The 15,438-nt window shown below is 68.1% G+C and carries 12 protein-coding genes; 8 read left to right on the forward strand and 4 right to left on the reverse strand.

Translation table 11 applies throughout. The annotated features are described in order from the left end of the window. The first annotated feature begins 28 nt into the window (after positions 1-28). Positions 29-790, forward strand: a complete 762-nt coding sequence (locus ACEE23_RS07115) for a M23 family metallopeptidase (protein ID WP_448872567.1) — start codon at positions 29-31, stop codon at positions 788-790. Here ACEE23_RS07115 and pcrA read toward each other — a convergent pair. Then, positions 787-3,318, reverse strand: a complete 2,532-nt coding sequence (gene pcrA, locus ACEE23_RS07120) for a DNA helicase PcrA (RefSeq protein WP_448872569.1) — start codon at positions 3,316-3,318, stop codon at positions 787-789. The genes ACEE23_RS07115 and pcrA overlap by 4 nt on opposite strands. A gap of 82 nt (positions 3,319-3,400) precedes the next feature. Here pcrA and ACEE23_RS07125 point away from each other — a divergent pair, with 82 nt between their 5' ends. The 3 genes from ACEE23_RS07125 (at position 3,401) to pgi (ending at position 6,883) form a co-directional block, all read left to right on the forward strand. Next, the gene (locus ACEE23_RS07125) at positions 3,401-3,718 is read left to right on the forward strand and encodes a chorismate mutase (RefSeq protein ID WP_296204472.1); all 318 of its coding nucleotides are present in this window, start codon (positions 3,401-3,403) and stop codon (positions 3,716-3,718) included. Between the two features lie 52 nt (positions 3,719-3,770). Continuing rightward, a complete protein-coding gene (locus ACEE23_RS07130) occupies positions 3,771-5,123 on the forward strand; it encodes a Na+/H+ antiporter family protein (RefSeq protein ID WP_448872572.1) in 1,353 nt (450 codons plus the stop codon). An 89-nt stretch (positions 5,124-5,212) separates the two neighbouring features. After that, positions 5,213-6,883: a glucose-6-phosphate isomerase gene (gene pgi / locus ACEE23_RS07135; protein ID WP_448872574.1), complete on the forward strand. Its 1,671-nt coding sequence runs from the start codon at positions 5,213-5,215 to the stop codon at positions 6,881-6,883. An 8-nt stretch (positions 6,884-6,891) separates the two neighbouring features. On the opposite strand, the gene ACEE23_RS07140 is transcribed toward pgi, so the two are convergent. From ACEE23_RS07140 to ACEE23_RS07150, 3 genes are read right to left on the reverse strand one after another with little or no spacing between them, the layout of a single operon-like run. Continuing rightward, a complete protein-coding gene (locus ACEE23_RS07140; protein ID WP_070767908.1) occupies positions 6,892-7,305 on the reverse strand; it encodes a YccF domain-containing protein in 414 nt (137 codons plus the stop codon). Between the two features lie 60 nt (positions 7,306-7,365). Further along, positions 7,366-8,187: a DNA-formamidopyrimidine glycosylase family protein gene (locus ACEE23_RS07145; RefSeq protein WP_448872576.1), complete on the reverse strand. Its 822-nt coding sequence runs from the start codon at positions 8,185-8,187 to the stop codon at positions 7,366-7,368. A 14-nt stretch (positions 8,188-8,201) separates the two neighbouring features. After that, positions 8,202-12,995, reverse strand: a complete 4,794-nt coding sequence (locus ACEE23_RS07150; protein WP_448873561.1) for an ATP-dependent helicase — start codon at positions 12,993-12,995, stop codon at positions 8,202-8,204. A gap of 35 nt (positions 12,996-13,030) precedes the next feature. Here ACEE23_RS07150 and ACEE23_RS07155 point away from each other — a divergent pair, with 35 nt between their 5' ends. The 4 genes from ACEE23_RS07155 to ACEE23_RS07170 are packed head-to-tail and all read left to right on the forward strand — an operon-like array spanning position 13,031 to position 15,431. Next, positions 13,031-13,789, forward strand: a complete 759-nt coding sequence (locus tag ACEE23_RS07155; protein ID WP_448872634.1) for a 3'(2'),5'-bisphosphate nucleotidase CysQ — start codon at positions 13,031-13,033, stop codon at positions 13,787-13,789. 9 nt (positions 13,790-13,798) lie between these two features. After that, on the forward strand, positions 13,799-14,596 hold the full coding sequence (locus ACEE23_RS07160; RefSeq protein WP_448872632.1) for a thymidylate synthase: 798 nt from the start codon (positions 13,799-13,801) through the stop codon (positions 14,594-14,596). Further along, a complete protein-coding gene (locus ACEE23_RS07165; RefSeq protein ID WP_448872630.1) occupies positions 14,597-15,142 on the forward strand; it encodes a dihydrofolate reductase in 546 nt (181 codons plus the stop codon). It abuts the gene before it with no gap. 1 nt (position 15,143) lies between these two features. Continuing rightward, a complete protein-coding gene (locus tag ACEE23_RS07170; protein ID WP_296204492.1) occupies positions 15,144-15,431 on the forward strand; it encodes a glutaredoxin domain-containing protein in 288 nt (95 codons plus the stop codon). The last annotated feature ends 7 nt before the right edge of the window (positions 15,432-15,438 follow it).

Here is a 15,438-nt window from a genome sequence, read left to right on the forward strand (position 1 = left end):
ACCCTCACGCTGATAAAGGACGTAGTCTATGAAGCGCACTCATCGCGCCCGCCGGGCCGCTATGGCCGGTGCCCTGGCACTGACCACCGGCTTGGCCGCCACGCTTGGTGCCACGGCCGCCAGCGCCGCCCCCGCGGCGACGGTGAACGTGTCGGACGGTTCCTCCGAGCCGACCGTCAGCGACGTCAACCACGACGCCCTCACCGATGCTCTCTTCGGCCTCGCTAAATCCACTACCCAGTTGTTCAACGGCACGATCACCCCGTCCGTCAACCAGACCGAGGGCGGGCTCAACATCGTCCTCGACCCGTCTGCCGTACCGGGACTCGAGGACGCCTTCGCGCCCGAGGGTGACCACTCCGGCCTGCGCGCCACCCACTCCCAGGACGCCAACGGCAACACCGTCGTATTCCCGACCACCGGCACCCTGACGTCTGGCTTCGGCTCCCGCTGGGGCGCGATGCACAACGGCATCGACATTGCCAACCCGGTAGGTACCCCGATCTACGCCGTGATGGACGGCACCGTGATTTCCTCCGGCCCGGCGCAGGGCTTCGGCAACTGGATCCGCATCCAGCACGACGACGGCACCGTGAGCGTCTACGGCCACATGGCCGCCAGCTCCCTGCTAGTGGGCGTCGGCGAGCGAGTCACCGCCGGCCAGCAGATCGCCTCCATCGGCAACGAAGGCGTGTCCACCGGCCCGCACCTGCACTTCGAGGTCCACCCCGGCGGTGGCGGCCCCGTGGACCCGGTTACCTGGTTCGCAGAGCGCGGTATTTCCGTCTAGAGCTTTTCCATGGGAAGTCCGCCAATCAGCATCAGGCGGACTTTCCCGGCAGAGCCGAAATCCACGGTGACGGTCGCCCGCGCGCCCGAACCGTCGGAGCTAATGACCGTTCCCAGGCCATACTTGGCGTGGTTGACGCGGTCCCCCACGGCCAGGTTGAGATTCTTGTTCTTCGGCATGGACGTAGCAGCCGCCGGCTTTTTCCGTTGCGATGGGGAAGACGCAGCGGAGCCGGACTTGCGCGACCAGCCGGACCAGGACGAACCGAAGTTGCGCCCGTACTGATAGCTATCATCACCCCACGCGGAGTTGAGGGAGCTATCGTTTTCCTCCCGCCGCCAGTCGATGAGCTCCTCTGGGATCTCGGCGAGGAAGCGACTGGCGGGGTTGGTCATCGGGTTGCCCCAGGAGGAACGAATGATAGCGCGGGTGACGTAGAGCTGCTCCCGCGCGCGGGTAATGCCCACATACGCCAGTCGGCGCTCTTCGCTCAGCTCCTTCGGGTCCCCCAACGAGCGCATGTGCGGGAACTGGCCGTCCTCCCAGCCGGTAAGGAAGACCACAGGGAATTCCAGGCCCTTCGCCGTGTGCAGGGTCATCAAGGTGACCACGCCGGAGTCTTCATCCGGGATCTGATCGGCGTCAGCCACCAGGGAGACCTTTTCCAAAAACGCCTGCAGGGACCCCGGCGCTGCCTGCCCGTCGTCGGCCGGGTCGGACTCCGGCGCGGCATCGGAGCCGTCGAAGGCCATCTGGTTGGCCGCCTCCGAGGAGAACTCCCGCGCCACGGAGACCAGCTCGTTGAGGTTGTCCAGGCGCGCGCCGTCCTGCGGGTCGTTGGAGTTTTCCAGCTCGGCCCGGTAACCCGTGGCATCGAGCAGCAGGGAGATAAGCTCGCCCAGGTCCGGCTGCCCGGTGACCTGGTTGGTTATGCCCGGCAGCTGGGACTGGATGCCGTCCATCATCTCGGTGAACTTGCCCACGGCATTGACCGCGCGCGTGCCCAGGCCGTTTACCTGGCCGGCCGCCCCGTCGAGCAGGGCCTTGCCGAAGCTGACCCCGAGGTTCTCCGCGTGCAGCGCAATCTGGGCCTGGGCCTTGTCCCCGATGGCGCGCTTGGGCACGTTGATGATGCGCCGCAGGCTTACCGTGTCGTCCGGGTTGTCCAGGATCCGCAGGTAGGCCACGATGTCGCGGATTTCCTTGCGCTCGTAGAAGCGCGTGCCGCCCACCACGCGGTAGGCGATCCCGGAGCGGATGAAGATATCCTCCAGCGCGCGGGAGGCGTTGTTGGTGCGGTACATGATGGCGATGTCGTTGAGGTTGCGCCCGCCGTCGACCAGCTTGTCGATCTCCGCGGCGATGAAGCGGGCCTCGTCGTGCTCATTGTCCGCGACGTAGCCAATGATCTTCTCGCCCTGACCGTGGGCGGTCCACAGGTTCTTCTCCCGCCGGTTTTCGTTCTTGGCGATGACCGCGTTCGCCGCGTTCAGGATGGTCTGCGTCGACCGGTAGTTCTGTTCCAGTAGGATTGTCCGGGCCTGCGGGTAGTCCCGCTCGAATTCCTGGATATTGCGGATGGTGGCGCCACGGAAGGCGTAGATCGACTGGTCCGAGTCACCGACCACGCACAGCTCCGGCGCTGGGGCCGCTTGGTCCGGGCTCCCCTGCCCGTCGCCCGTAGCGGCGCCGTTGCCCTGGCCGACCAGCGCGGCGACGAGCGCGTACTGGGCGTGGTTGGTGTCCTGGTACTCATCAATGAGCACGTGGCGGAAGCGGCGGCGGTAGAACTGCACCACCTGCGGGTGCTGCTGGAAAATCCGGACGACCTCGCCGATGAGATCATCGAAGTCGACCGCGTTGGCCGCGCGCAGGCGGCGCTGGTATTCCGCGTAGACCCCGACGACGGTCGTGTCGAACGGGTTCTTGGTGGCCGCGGCCTGCTCCGCGGCGCGCTGCGGGCCGATGAGCTCGTTCTTGTAATTCGAGATCTGGTTGGCCAGCACCCGCGGGGTGAACTTCTTAATATCCAGCTGCTGGTCCTTGGCGATCATGGACAAAAGGCGGCGGGAATCATCCCCGTCGTAGATGGTGAAGTTGGTATTCAACCCCGGCACCAGCTGCGCCTGGGCGCGCAGGATCCGCACGCAGATGGAGTGGAAGGTGGCCACCCACATCCGCTCCGCGACGGGACCGACCAGCTGGCCGACGCGCTCTTTCATCTCCGCGGCGGCCTTGTTGGTAAAGGTAATAGCCAAAATCTCCCAGGGCGCCACGTTCCGCGAGCGCATCAGGAAGGCGATCCGGCGGGTCAGCACGGCGGTCTTGCCGGAACCGGCGCCCGCGACGATAAGCAGCGGCGAGCCGGTGTGGGTCACCGCCGCGGCCTGCTGCGGGTTCAGGCCCTCGACGAGCGGGTCTACGTCAGGCTGCGGGGCCTGACCGGGCTGGGACGCGGCCGCGGGCGCGGCCGGCCGGCCGAAGGGGTTGCGGTCTGCGGGCTGGGGAAATGGCGAGGAATCATTCATGATGACTACCAACCTACTAGCCGGCCCCGACACACAGCCGAGCGGAGTTACTTTTTGGCTGCCCAGGTGGCACAATTGGGTTATGTCAGACGCGGTACACAACGAGCTCGCCAACCTTGAGGTCCGGACGCCCTCGGGCACGGACGATCCCCTCTCGGATCAGGAAATCCAGAAATACCGGGAAGAGATCAACCGGATGGACCAGATCATCCTGGAGGCCATCAAGCACCGCACCGCAGTCTCCCAAGCCATCGGCCGGACCCGCATGGGGTCTGGCGGCACCCGGCTGGTGCACACGCGGGAGATCGCCATCCTCAACCAGTTCCGTGACGAGCTGGGCGAAGAAGGCCCCGCCATCGCTTCAGCGCTGCTGCGCATGGGCCGCGGCCGCCTGGGATAATCGTCCCTACCCCCGCGCCCGTTTTGGGCAATCCGTACAGTAATCTATACGCATGAACGCCGTCTTAATAGCCGTCATCGTCATGCTCGTCCTCGCGCTCCTGCGAGTCCATGTGGTCGTTGCGCTGTTCTTGGGCGCCCTCACCGGCGGGCTCATGGCCGGCATGGGGCTGGACGACACCATGCTCGCCTTCCAGGACGGCCTCGGCGGCGGCGCCAAGATCGCCCTAAGCTACGCCCTGCTGGGCGCCTTCGCCATGGGCGTGGCCTCGGCCGGGCTCCCCCGCCTGCTGGCCAACTTCCTCGTCAAGCGCCTGGGCAACCAAGACGGCGAGCTCAACAAAGCCGCCGTGGCCACCACCAAGTGGATCCTGGTGCTGGGGCTTATCTCCATGGCCGTGATGAGCCAGAACCTCATCCCGGTCCACATCGCCTTCATCCCGCTTTTGGTCCCGCCGCTGCTGACCGTCATGAACAAGTTGCGCCTCGACCGCCGCCTGATCACCTGCTGCCTGACCTTCGGCCTGGTGACCACCTATTTCTTCGTGCCGGTGGGCTTCGGGTCCATCTACCTCAACGACATCCTGCTGTTCAACATCTCCGAGGCCGGCTTGGACACCAGCGACCTGTCCATCATGCCCATCATGGCCATCCCGGCCGTGGGTATGCTAGTCGGCCTGCTCATCGCCATCTTCTTTACCTACCGCAAGCCGCGCGACTACGCCGATACCCCAATTTCGGACGACGCCCCGGACTCTCAGGATATCTCGCCCTACCGGGTGACCGTTTCCGTCATCGCGATCATCGCGACCTTCGCGGTCCAGGTCGTCATGCAGGCGCTCGACTTCGAGGCCGACGGGCTGCTGGTCGGCTCCCTGATCGGCCTGGGCATCCTGCTCATTTCCGGCACGGTCAACTGGCGCCAGGCCGATGACGTGTTCTCCCAGGGCATGCGGATGATGGCGCTGATTGGCTTCATCATGATTACCGCCCAGGGCTTTGCCTCAGTCATGACCGCCACGGGCGAGGTCGAGACCTTGGTCAACGCCACCGCCGAGATCTTCGGCGAGCACCAGTTCTGGGCCGCCGGCGGCATGCTCCTGGTGGGCCTGGTGGTCACCCTGGGCATCGGTTCCTCCTTCTCCACCCTGCCCATCATCTCCGTTATCTACGTCCCGCTGTGCATGTCGCTGGGCTTCAGCCCCGCCGCGACCGTTGCCATCATCGGCACGGCCGGCGCGCTGGGCGACGCCGGCTCCCCGGCCTCCGACTCGACGCTCGGCCCGACCGCGGGCCTGAACGCCGACGGCCAGCACGACCACATTCGGGATTCGGTCATCCCCACCTTCCTCCACTTCAACATCCCGCTGCTCGTGGCGGGCTGGACGGCCGCTCTCATCCTCTAACCACGCCCGCAGAAGTCTTCGACTACGGTTGTGGTTAGCACTTAGCACGCGTTTAGACACCGGAAGAAAGGCCGCAGAAGCCAATCGTCATGGATTATTCCAACACCGCCTACGCCACTGGTTCGACCATCACCAGCACTGCCGAGTGGAAGGCACTTGAGCAGCTGGCCGACGGGGAAACCGCCCTGAACCTCCGCGAGCTCTTCCGGGCGGAACAATCCCGCGCGGATAACCTCTCCTTCGCCGCCGCGGGCCTGCACGTCGATCTGTCGAAGAACCTGGTGGACCAGGAAATCCTCGGCGCCCTCATCGCCCTGGCGGAGGCCGCCGGCGTGGAGCAGGTGCGCGAGGCCATGTTCGCCGGCGCCCACATCAACAACACGGAGGACCGCGCGGTGCTGCACACCGCGCTGCGCCTGCCGGCCGAAGAAGACCTCACTGTCGACGGCCAGGACATCGCCGCCGATGTCCACGAGGTCCTGGGCCGGATGCGCGATTTCGCCACCGCGCTGCGCTCCGGCAAGTGGCTGGGGCACACCGGCCACACCATCAAGAAGGTCGTCAACATCGGCATCGGCGGCTCAGACCTGGGCCCGGCCATGGCGGCCCGCGCGCTGCGCTCTTACGAGGTAGCCGGGATTAGCGCGGAATTCGTCTCCAACGTCGACCCGGCCGACCTGGACGCGGTCCTGGACCGCCTCGACCCGGAGTCGACGCTGTTCATCATCGCCTCGAAGACGTTTACCACCCAGGAGACCCTGGCTAATGCCCACGCGGCCCGGCGCTGGCTGCTGGAGCAGTTCGACGGCGACGAGTCGGCTATCCGCAAGCACTTCGTGGCGGTGTCGACCAACGCGGAGAAGGTCGCCGAGTTCGGCATCGACACGGAGAACATGTTCGGTTTTTGGGAATGGGTCGGCGGCCGCTACTCCGTGGACTCGGCCATCGGGCTGTCGTTGATGTGCACCATCGGGCCGCTGGACTTCATGCGCTTTGTGGAAGGCTTCCGGGCCATGGACGAGCACTTCGCCGAGGCACCGCTGAGCACCAACGTCCCGGTGCTGATGGCGCTGCTGGGGATCTGGTACACCAACTTCCTAGGAGCCGAGTCCCACGCGGTGCTGCCCTACTCGGAGGATCTCTCCCGCTTCCCGGCCTACCTGCAGCAGCTAACCATGGAATCCAACGGCAAGTCGGTGCGCCGCGACGGCTCGGCGGTGGACACGGCCACCTCGGAGATCTACTGGGGCGAGCCGGGCACCAACGGCCAGCACGCCTTTTTCCAGCTGCTCCACCAGGGCACCCACCTGGTTCCGGCGGACTTCATCGGCTTCGCCCAGCCGCACCGGGATTTCCCGACGGCTAACGGCACCGGCTCCATGCACGATCTGCTGATGAGCAACTTCTTCGCCCAGACCAAGGTGCTGGCCTTCGGCAAGACCGCCGAGGAGCTCGCCGCGGAGGGCGTCGCTACCGAGCTTATCCCTCACAAGGTCATGCCCGGCAACCGCCCGAGCACCACCATCCTGGCCGAGAAGCTCACCCCGCACGCGCTCGGTGCGCTCATCGCGCTTTACGAGCACATCGTCTTTACCCAGGGCGTCATCCTGGGGCTGAATTCCTTCGACCAGTGGGGCGTGGAGCTCGGCAAGCAGCAAGCCAACGACCTGGCCGCCGCCGTGCGCGGCGAGGACCCCGCCGCCTCGGGCGACGCGTCCACCGACGCGCTCATTCAGTGGTACCGCGCCCACCGCGGCTAGACCGCTAACTACATCCGGATCATCGGCTCGAAGCCGGCGGGGATGCGGTCGTTCGGCACGATCTGCTTGCCGAACGGGAAGCAGGTGATCGGGATGAGCTTGAGGTTGGCGATAGCCAGCGGGATGCCGATGATGGTGATCGCCTGGGCCGCGGCCGTGGTCAGGTGGCTCAGCGCCAGCCACACGCCGGCGACGATGAACCAGACGACGTTGGAAAACGTCGACATGCCGCTGGATCCGCCCACCGGCTGGACCACGGCCCGGCCGAACGGCCAAATCGCGTAGGCCGCCATGCGGAAGCTGGCCACGCCAGCCGGGATGGTGATGATGAAGATGCAGGCCAGAACGCCGAAGATGAAATAGGCCAGTGCGAGCCACAGGCCGCCGAACAAGAACCAGATGATATTGAGTAGCAAACGCATACCCGCGATCCTAGCGCGCTCGCGGCCGCCGCGCCGGCCCCGCACCGCGCGCCGCTTGCCCTAGTATTTCGGCTGGCAGTGCGGGCAGAACCAGATGACCCGTTCGAGCTCCCCCTCGTCGCCGCCCTGGTCCGGCCCGCCCAGGAATCCTTTCTCGATGCGGGTGCCGCACCGCCGGCAGCGCGCCCGGTTGCGGCCGAAGACGTAGGTGGTCTCGCCCGCCCGGCGCACGCCGGTGGTCACGCGGATGGGGCTGTCGCGGTTGGCCCACATGATGCGCCGGGCAATATCGATGACGGCCTCCAGGTCCACCCGCCCCACGGGCGTGGCCGGGTGGAGGCCGGCCAGGAAGCAGATTTCGGCGCGGTATTCGTTGCCGATGCCCGCCACGTTGGACTGGTCCAGCAGAGCGGTCCCGATTGACCGCTCCGGGCGGGCCGCCAGCCGGCGCAGCGCGTCGTCGCGCCCGCCGGCCCCCTCCCAATCCGGGTCCAAAATATCCGGGCCCAGGCCGGCGACCCAGCCGGCGTAGTCATCAGCGGCCATCACCTCGACCAGGCCCAGCCAGTGGCCGACGAGCTCGATATCGCGCGGGTGGTGCGCCAGCTGCAGGACCACCCGCGCGCTATGGCCCGGCTTGTGCCAACGCTGCCCCACATAATGGATGGCCCACTGCCCCTCCATCTTCAGGTGCGTGTGCAGCAGGCGCTGCCCGAACTGCATGAACAGGTGCTTGCCGTAGGGCCACACGCGCTCGCAGGTCTCCCCGTCAAAGCGCACGGTGGCATACCGCGGCACCCGCAGGGAGCTGCGCGTGACCTCCCGGCCGCGCATGAACTGCAAGCGGTTGGATAGCTGCAGGACGGAATCACCTTCGGGCATCTCGCCTCCTTAAGTTAGTAATCCTCTTGCCCCTTGTCTGCCTCGACCGCGTCGTCGTCGAAGCTGGCGAGCACGTCGGTCACCCGCCGGCCCCGCCGCGACGGCACGGATCCTGACCGGGGGCTCTGCTGGGCCCGGCGGCTGCCACGGGGCGCACCGGTGCGGGGCGCGGCGGCGGTGGCGGCGATCCGCAGGCCGCGGGGGCTCAGGCCCGCGCCGGCGGCGCGCAGCGCCTCGGCCTCCGGAGCCTGGAAGGCGGCCACGCCGTTGACCTTTTCGACGACCAAGGGCTGGAGGCGGCCGGCGGCGATGAGCTCCCGTAGCCCGTCTAACGCCCGCTGCACTGCTTCGGCCGGGTCGACGCCGTCCGGCAGCACGTGCGGGAAGGTGGTCAGGGACTTGCCGCCGCGGCTTAAGTGCACGATGGGCAGCCCGTCGACCAGCGCCACGAGGGCGCCGGCGGCGCGGTTGGGCTTGCCGGGGGTCTCCGGCCAGGCCAGGGCCGCGCCATAGGGGTTGGCCGGGTCGCAGGCGGCGAGCACCACGGTGTCCGGCTCGTGGCCAGACGGCCAGCCGGTGACGTCGGGGCTGTCCTGCTGACCGCGCAGGCGGTCGATGACCGCGGGTACGGAGAACTGCGCCGCGCCGAGGCCCTCAATGACGTAGCCGCGCATGGCCTTGCCGGATTCCTCGAAGCCGGACAGGACCTTGTAGGCCAGGGCGAAACCGCCCAGGACGTCCTCGGCCACGACGCTGCCGCGGGTGACCACGCCGTAACGGTCCAGCCAGGCTTCGCCGTGCGCAACCGAGCGCGCCGTCGGGTCCTGCGCCGCCGGCGGGGTGAGCGCCCAGCGCCCGCCCACGTCCGGCGGGGTGCTCACCCGCTGCGCCTGCGCGAAGGAGGTCCGCCCCATCCGCAGGCGCGAGCGGTTCGGCCGGCGCTTGGCGCGGTGGGCTGCCTTGCCGCCGGTCTTGCCGGCCAGGCGGGCGCGCACCGGGGCGAAGGAATCCGGGGAGACCGCGCCGGCCTCCACCAGCTGCCACAGCGCCTGGCGGACCTCCTCCTCGGTGCCCGGCGCGTCGGCGGCCAGCTCCCCGAAGTGGAAGGCCCCGCCCGTGCCCAGGTGTTCCAGGAGCGCACGCTCCAGGATGGAATAGCCTTCCGGCTCGGTCTGCGGCAGCAGCTGGGCGGCGTAGTCCGCCGGCAGGAGCATGATCCAGGGATCGGCCGAGCCGGCCTTGCCCGCGCCGACGATGAGGACCTCGCCGGACAGCGTGAGCTCGTCCAGGTGGGCGGGCGAATAATCCCCCACCCGCGCCGGCAGGATGAGGCTCTCCCAGGCCGAGGCCGGGGCCTTGGCCCCGGCAAGCTGTTCGATGACCGCGAGGACCCCGTCGGCCCCGCGCAGCGCCGGGCGGGTGCCGGCCGGGGCGACCTGCTGCCAGGCGGGCAGGAAGCGGGCGAAGGCGGTGGCGCTAACCGGCTCGGTCGCCGCGCGGGCGGCGGCCAGAGAACGGCTGCGGATTACTTTGAGGACCTCGGCCGCGCAGTACTCGGTCTCCTCCACCCCGGCGCGGTAGTGGCCCTCGACCACCTTGTCCAGGCCGGTGATGACCCCATAGGCCGCAGAGACCGACAGCCCGAAGGCGGCCGCGGCCTCGCTGATGAGGAACGGCCCGCGGGTGCGCGCCCAACGGCTGAGCAGCTGCGGCAGCGCGTCGGTGACCGTGTCCACCTGGGCCGGCACCCCGGGCGGGACCGGGATACCCAGGCCGTCGCGCAGCAGGGCGGCGTCGTTAACCTGCGCCAGGTGCTCGGTCCCGGCGATGCGCACGTGCATCACGCGGCCGGCCAGGGCGGCATCGATAGCGCTTAACGGAACGTCCGTGTGCGCCGGCAGATCCTCGATGGCCACCGGGCCCAGGGTACGCAGCAGGTCGGCCACCTCCTCGGTGGTGCGGGCCCGGCGGTCGGGGGCGGTGCGCTGGAGCTGGGCGTGGACTTCGGCGATGATGTCGGCATCCAGCAGCTCGCGCAGCTCCACCGTGCCCAATAGCTTGGCAAGCAGGGACGGGTCCAGGGCTAGCGCCGCGGCGCGCTTTTCCGCCAACGGCGAGTCGCCCTCATACATGAAGTCGCCGTTGTAGTTAAACAGCAGGGTCGAGGCGAACGGCGAGGGGCTGTCCGTGGTGATTTCGGCGATCCGGATGCGCCGGTGGCCCAGCTCCCGCATGACCTCCTGCAGGGCGGGCAGGTCGTAGACGTCCTGGAGACATTCGCGCACGGTCTCCAGGATGATGGGGAAGGACGGGTACTTCCGGGCCACGTCCAGCAGCTGCTCGGCGCGCTGGCGCTGCTGCCACAGCGGGGCGCGCTTGCCGGGGTTGCGGCGCGGCAGAAGCAACGCGCGGGCGGCGCACTCGCGGAAGCGGGAGGCAAAGAGCGCGGAGCCGCCGACCTGCTCGGTGACGATGTCGGTGATGTCGTCGGCGTCGAAGTTAAACAGGCTGGCGTCCGGTTCCCGGTCGGCCTCCGGCAGGCGCAGGACGATGCCGTCGTCGCCGGCCACGGCTTGGGCGTCCATGCCGGTGTTCTCCGCCACGCGGGCGCCGACCGCCAGTGCCCAGGCGGCGTTGACCCCGCGGCCAAACGGGGTGTGCAACAGCACGCGCCAGTCGCCTAGCTCGTCGCGGAAACGCTCGAGCAGCAGGGTCGTATCATCCGGGATGAGCCCGGTGGCCTCGTACTGCTCGCCCAGGTAGGAAACGATGTTGTCCCGCGCGCGGGCGTCGACGTCGGCGAGGATTCCTGGATCCTGGTGGACGTCCCGGCGCCAGGCACCCAGCGCCCGGCCGAGCTCGTAGGGGCGGCCGGCGGCGTCCCCATTCCAGAAGGGCAACCGCCCGGTGTGCCCCGGCGCGGGGCTAACGCGCACCTGGTCGCGGGTGATGTCCTCGATCCGCCAGGAGCTAGCGCCCAGGGTGATGATGTCGCCCACGCGGGACTCGTAGACCATCTCCTCGTCCAGCTCTCCCACCCGGCGCGGGGCCTGGGTTTCGGCGCCGGAGACCAAAAAGACGCCGAACATGCCGCGGTCCGGGATGGTGCCGGCATTGGTCACCGCCACGCGCTGCGCGCCCGGGCGCGGGGTGAGCACGCCGCCGACGCGGTCGTAGACTACCCGGGGTTTGAGCTCCGAGAAATCCGTCGAAGGGTAAACGCCGCTGACCAGATCGAGCACGGCGTCGAAGACCTCACGCGGCAGGTCCCGGTAGGGCCAGGCCCGCCGGACCGTGTCGTACCAGTCCTCCACCCCGAGCCCGTCCGGGGCGGCGGCGACGGCGGCCACGGTCTGCTGCGCGAGCACGTCCAGGGGGTTGGACGGGGTATGCAGGCGCTCGATGAGGCCTTCGCGCATGCGCTTGGTGGTCAGGCTGGCCTGGACCAGGTCGGCGCGGTGCTTCGGGTAGAAGGAGCCGGTGGACACGGCGCCCACGGTGTGCCCGGCGCGGCCGACGCGCTGCAGGCCGGAGGCCACCGACGGCGGGGATTCGACCTGGACGACCAGGTCGACCGCGCCCATATCGATGCCGAGTTCCAGCGAGCTGGTCGCCACCACCGCCTTGAGCGTGCCCTCCTTGAGCATGGTCTCGGTCATAGCGCGCTCGTCCTTGGACACGGAGCCGTGGTGGGCGCGGGCGATAACGGCCGGGGCCTTGCCCGCGACGTCGACCTGCTTCATCAGCTGCGCCGGGTCCCGACGCGTGGGCGCGGACAAAGACTCCGGGTCGTATTCCTGCGCGTAGAGCTCGTTGAGCCGGCTGGTCAGGCGCTCCGCGGTGCGGCGCGAGTTGACGAAAACTAGGGTTGAGCGGTGCTCCATGACCTCGGCGTAGACGTCCTGCTCGATGAAGGGCCAGATGGACTTCGCCGTCGGCAGCGCGGATTCTTCCAGCAGGCCGTCCCCGCTGGTAATGCCGATGGAATCATCCACGGTCAGCTCCCCGATGGGCGAGCCCTGCTCCGGGGTGGGCAGGTCCGCCATGTCGTCCACCGGGCAGTGCACGGCCAGGTCCCAGCGCTTGCTGGCCGGCGGGGCGATGATCTCGACGGGGCGGGACCCGCCCAAAAAATGTGCCACCGTCTCCAGCGGGCGCACGGTGGCGGACAGCCCGATGCGCTGGAAGTCCCCGGCCAGCAGCGCCAGCCGCTCCAGGCTCAGCGCCAGGTGCACGCCGCGCTTGGAGCCGGCCAGGGCGTGGATCTCATCCACCACGACGGTCTCGACCGAGCTCAAGATGCCCGCGGCCTTGGAGGTCAACATCAGGTAGGCCGACTCGGGCGTGGTGATTAGGATGTCCGGCGGGCGGCGGACCTGGCGGTTGCGCTCGGCCTGCGGGGTGTCCCCGGAGCGCACGCCCACGGAGATGTCCGGATGGTCCAGGCCTAGCCGCTCGGCCACGCGGGCGATGCCGGCCAGGGGCGCGCGCAGGTTGTGCTCCACGTCCACGCCGAGGGCCTTGAGCGGGGAAATATAGAGCACTTTCACCCCGCCATGGGTGGAGGTGCGGCTGGCTTCCTGCCCGATGGGCAGGCTGGTCTGGCCGTCGCGCTCGACCAGGCCGTTGAGCGCCCAGAGGAACGCCGCCAGGGTCTTGCCGGAGCCGGTCGGCGCGACGACCAGCGCGTGGTCGCCCTGTGAAATAGCCGACCATGCCTCCTGCTGCACCTCGGTGGGCTGCGCGAAGACCTCGGTAAACCAGTCCCGCACCGGCGGGCTGAAGCGCGACAGGATGTTTTCGGCCATGCCTTACTTTAACGCGGCGGCTAGACTCTACGGGTATGACCGTCCAGCTAGATGATGCCCGCCTGACCAACATGATCGCCGAAGGCTGCGGCGAGATCCTCAAAGGGGTCCGCAAGGGAGGCCTGCTGCGCAGCCGCGCCTTAGGCGACGCCGGGGACGAGCTTGCCCAGGAGTGGATCTCCCGGGTGCTGGCCCAGCACCGCCCCGACGACGGATTCTTGTCGGAGGAGGCCACCGACAACCCGGATCGCCTCTCCAAGGACCGCGTCTGGGTGGTCGATCCGCTCGACGGCACGAAGGAATTCGCCACGGGCCGCCAGGACTGGGCCGTGCACATCGCCCTGACCATCGACGGCCGCCCCGCGCACGCCGCGGTGGGCCTGCCGGACCTGGGCGTGACGTTCAAGTCCTCCGACGTCCGCGCGGTCACCGGCCCGCTCTCCCACAAGTTCGTGGTCTCGCGCAACCGCCCGCCGAAGGTGGCGGACTATATCTCGGAGAAGATGGGATTTGAGACCGTCGGCGTGGGCTCGGCCGGCGCCAAGGCCATGCACGTGCTGCTGGGCGACTACGACGGCTATATCCACTCCGGCGGGCAGTACGAGTGGGACCAGGCCGCCCCGGTGGGCGTGGCGCTGGCCGCCGGCCTGCACGCCTCCCGCCTGGACGGCAGCCCGATCACCTTCAACAACGAGGACACCTTTATCCCGGACCTGCTGGTCTGCCGCCCGGAGCTGGCCGACGATATCCTGGCCCACGCGGCGGACTACGCCAAAGAAAACGGAGGGTTCTAAACTAGCGCTATGGCATACACCCCGTACGAAGACCTGCTTCGCGACATCCTCAACCACGGCTCCTCCAAGGGCGACCGCACCGGCACGGGCACGACCTCGTTATTCGGCCGGCAGCTGCGCTACGACTTGTCCGAATCCTTCCCCCTGCTGACCACCAAGAAGGTCTACTTCCACGGGGTCATCGGTGAGCTGCTGTGGTTCCTGCGCGGCGACTCCAACGTCAAGTGGCTGCAGGACAACCGCGTGCGCATCTGGAACGAATGGGCGGACGACAACGGCGATCTGGGCCCGGTCTACGGCGTGCAGTGGCGTTCCTGGCCCACCCCGGACGGGTCCCACATCGACCAGATCTCGCAGGCGCTGGAAACGCTCAAGTCCAACCCGGATTCGCGCCGCAACCTGGTCTCCGCCTGGAACGTCGCGGAGCTCGACAAGATGGCGCTGATGCCCTGCCACCTGCTCTTCCAGCTCTACGTGGCGGATGGCAAGCTCTCGCTGCAGGTCTACCAGCGCTCCGCCGATATGTTCCTGGGCGTGCCGTTCAACCTGGCCTCCTACGCGGCCCTGACCCACATGTTCGCCCAGCAGGCCGGCCTCGAGGTCGGCGAGCTGGTCTGGACCGGCGGGGATTGCCACATCTACGACAACCACCGCGCCCAGGTCGAAGAGCAGCTCTCGCGCACTCCCCGGGACTACCCGCAGCTCAAGCTGCACAAGGCGGCGTCCATGTTCGACTACGACTTCGACGACTTCGAGGTCATCGGCTACGACCCGCACCCGACCATCAAGGCCCCGGTGGCGGTTTAGATGACAAGCTTGGGCGCAATCTGGGCGCAGTCCCTGGACGGCATCATCGGCGATGGCACGGACATGCCGTGGCACGTGCCGGAGGACCTGGCGCATTTCAAGCAGACCACGCTGGGCAGCCCGGTGGTCATGGGCCGCAAGACCTGGGAGTCGCTGAACCCGAAGTTCCGCCCCCTGCCGGGCCGGGAGAATTTCATCATCTCCTCCCGCGCCCCCGGCGAGTGGTCCGCCGGCGGTGAGGTCCTGGCCGGCATCGATAAGCTGCCGGAGCTCGACTCCGCCTGGGTGATGGGCGGTGGGCAGCTCTACGCCGCCACGATCGACGACGTCGACGTCATCGAAATCACCTTGATGGGCGTTAATATCGGTAGTATCTACGGCGACGAGGCGGTCTTTGCCCCCGCGGTGCCTGCCCACTTCGGGCTCAGCCGCGACAGCGACTGGCTCACCTCCGACAAGGGACGGCTGACCATCCCGGGCACCCCGCCCGCCGATCTTCCCATGAAGTACCGCTTTTTAACCTACGAACGAAAGGACGCTGCTTAGCATGAGCGTTAAGACCCCGGAAACCAACGATCACGTCACCATCTTCTACGCGGACTGGTGCCCGTTTTCCGCCCGCCTGATTAAGCGCCTCGACCGCACGGAGACCCCCTACACCCTGGTCGACGCTGAGGCCGAAGGCACCGAGGACATCAACGAGTGGATCAAGTCCGTCAACGACGGCAACCGGATCGTACCCACCGTCCTCTACTCCGACGGCACCCACGAGACCAACCCGGAGGCCTCTGCCGTGCGCGCCAAGCTGCGCGAGCTGACCGGCGAGGAAGCCTAGTCTTCGT

Source organism: Corynebacterium sp. 32222D000AT, from assembly GCF_053546955.1.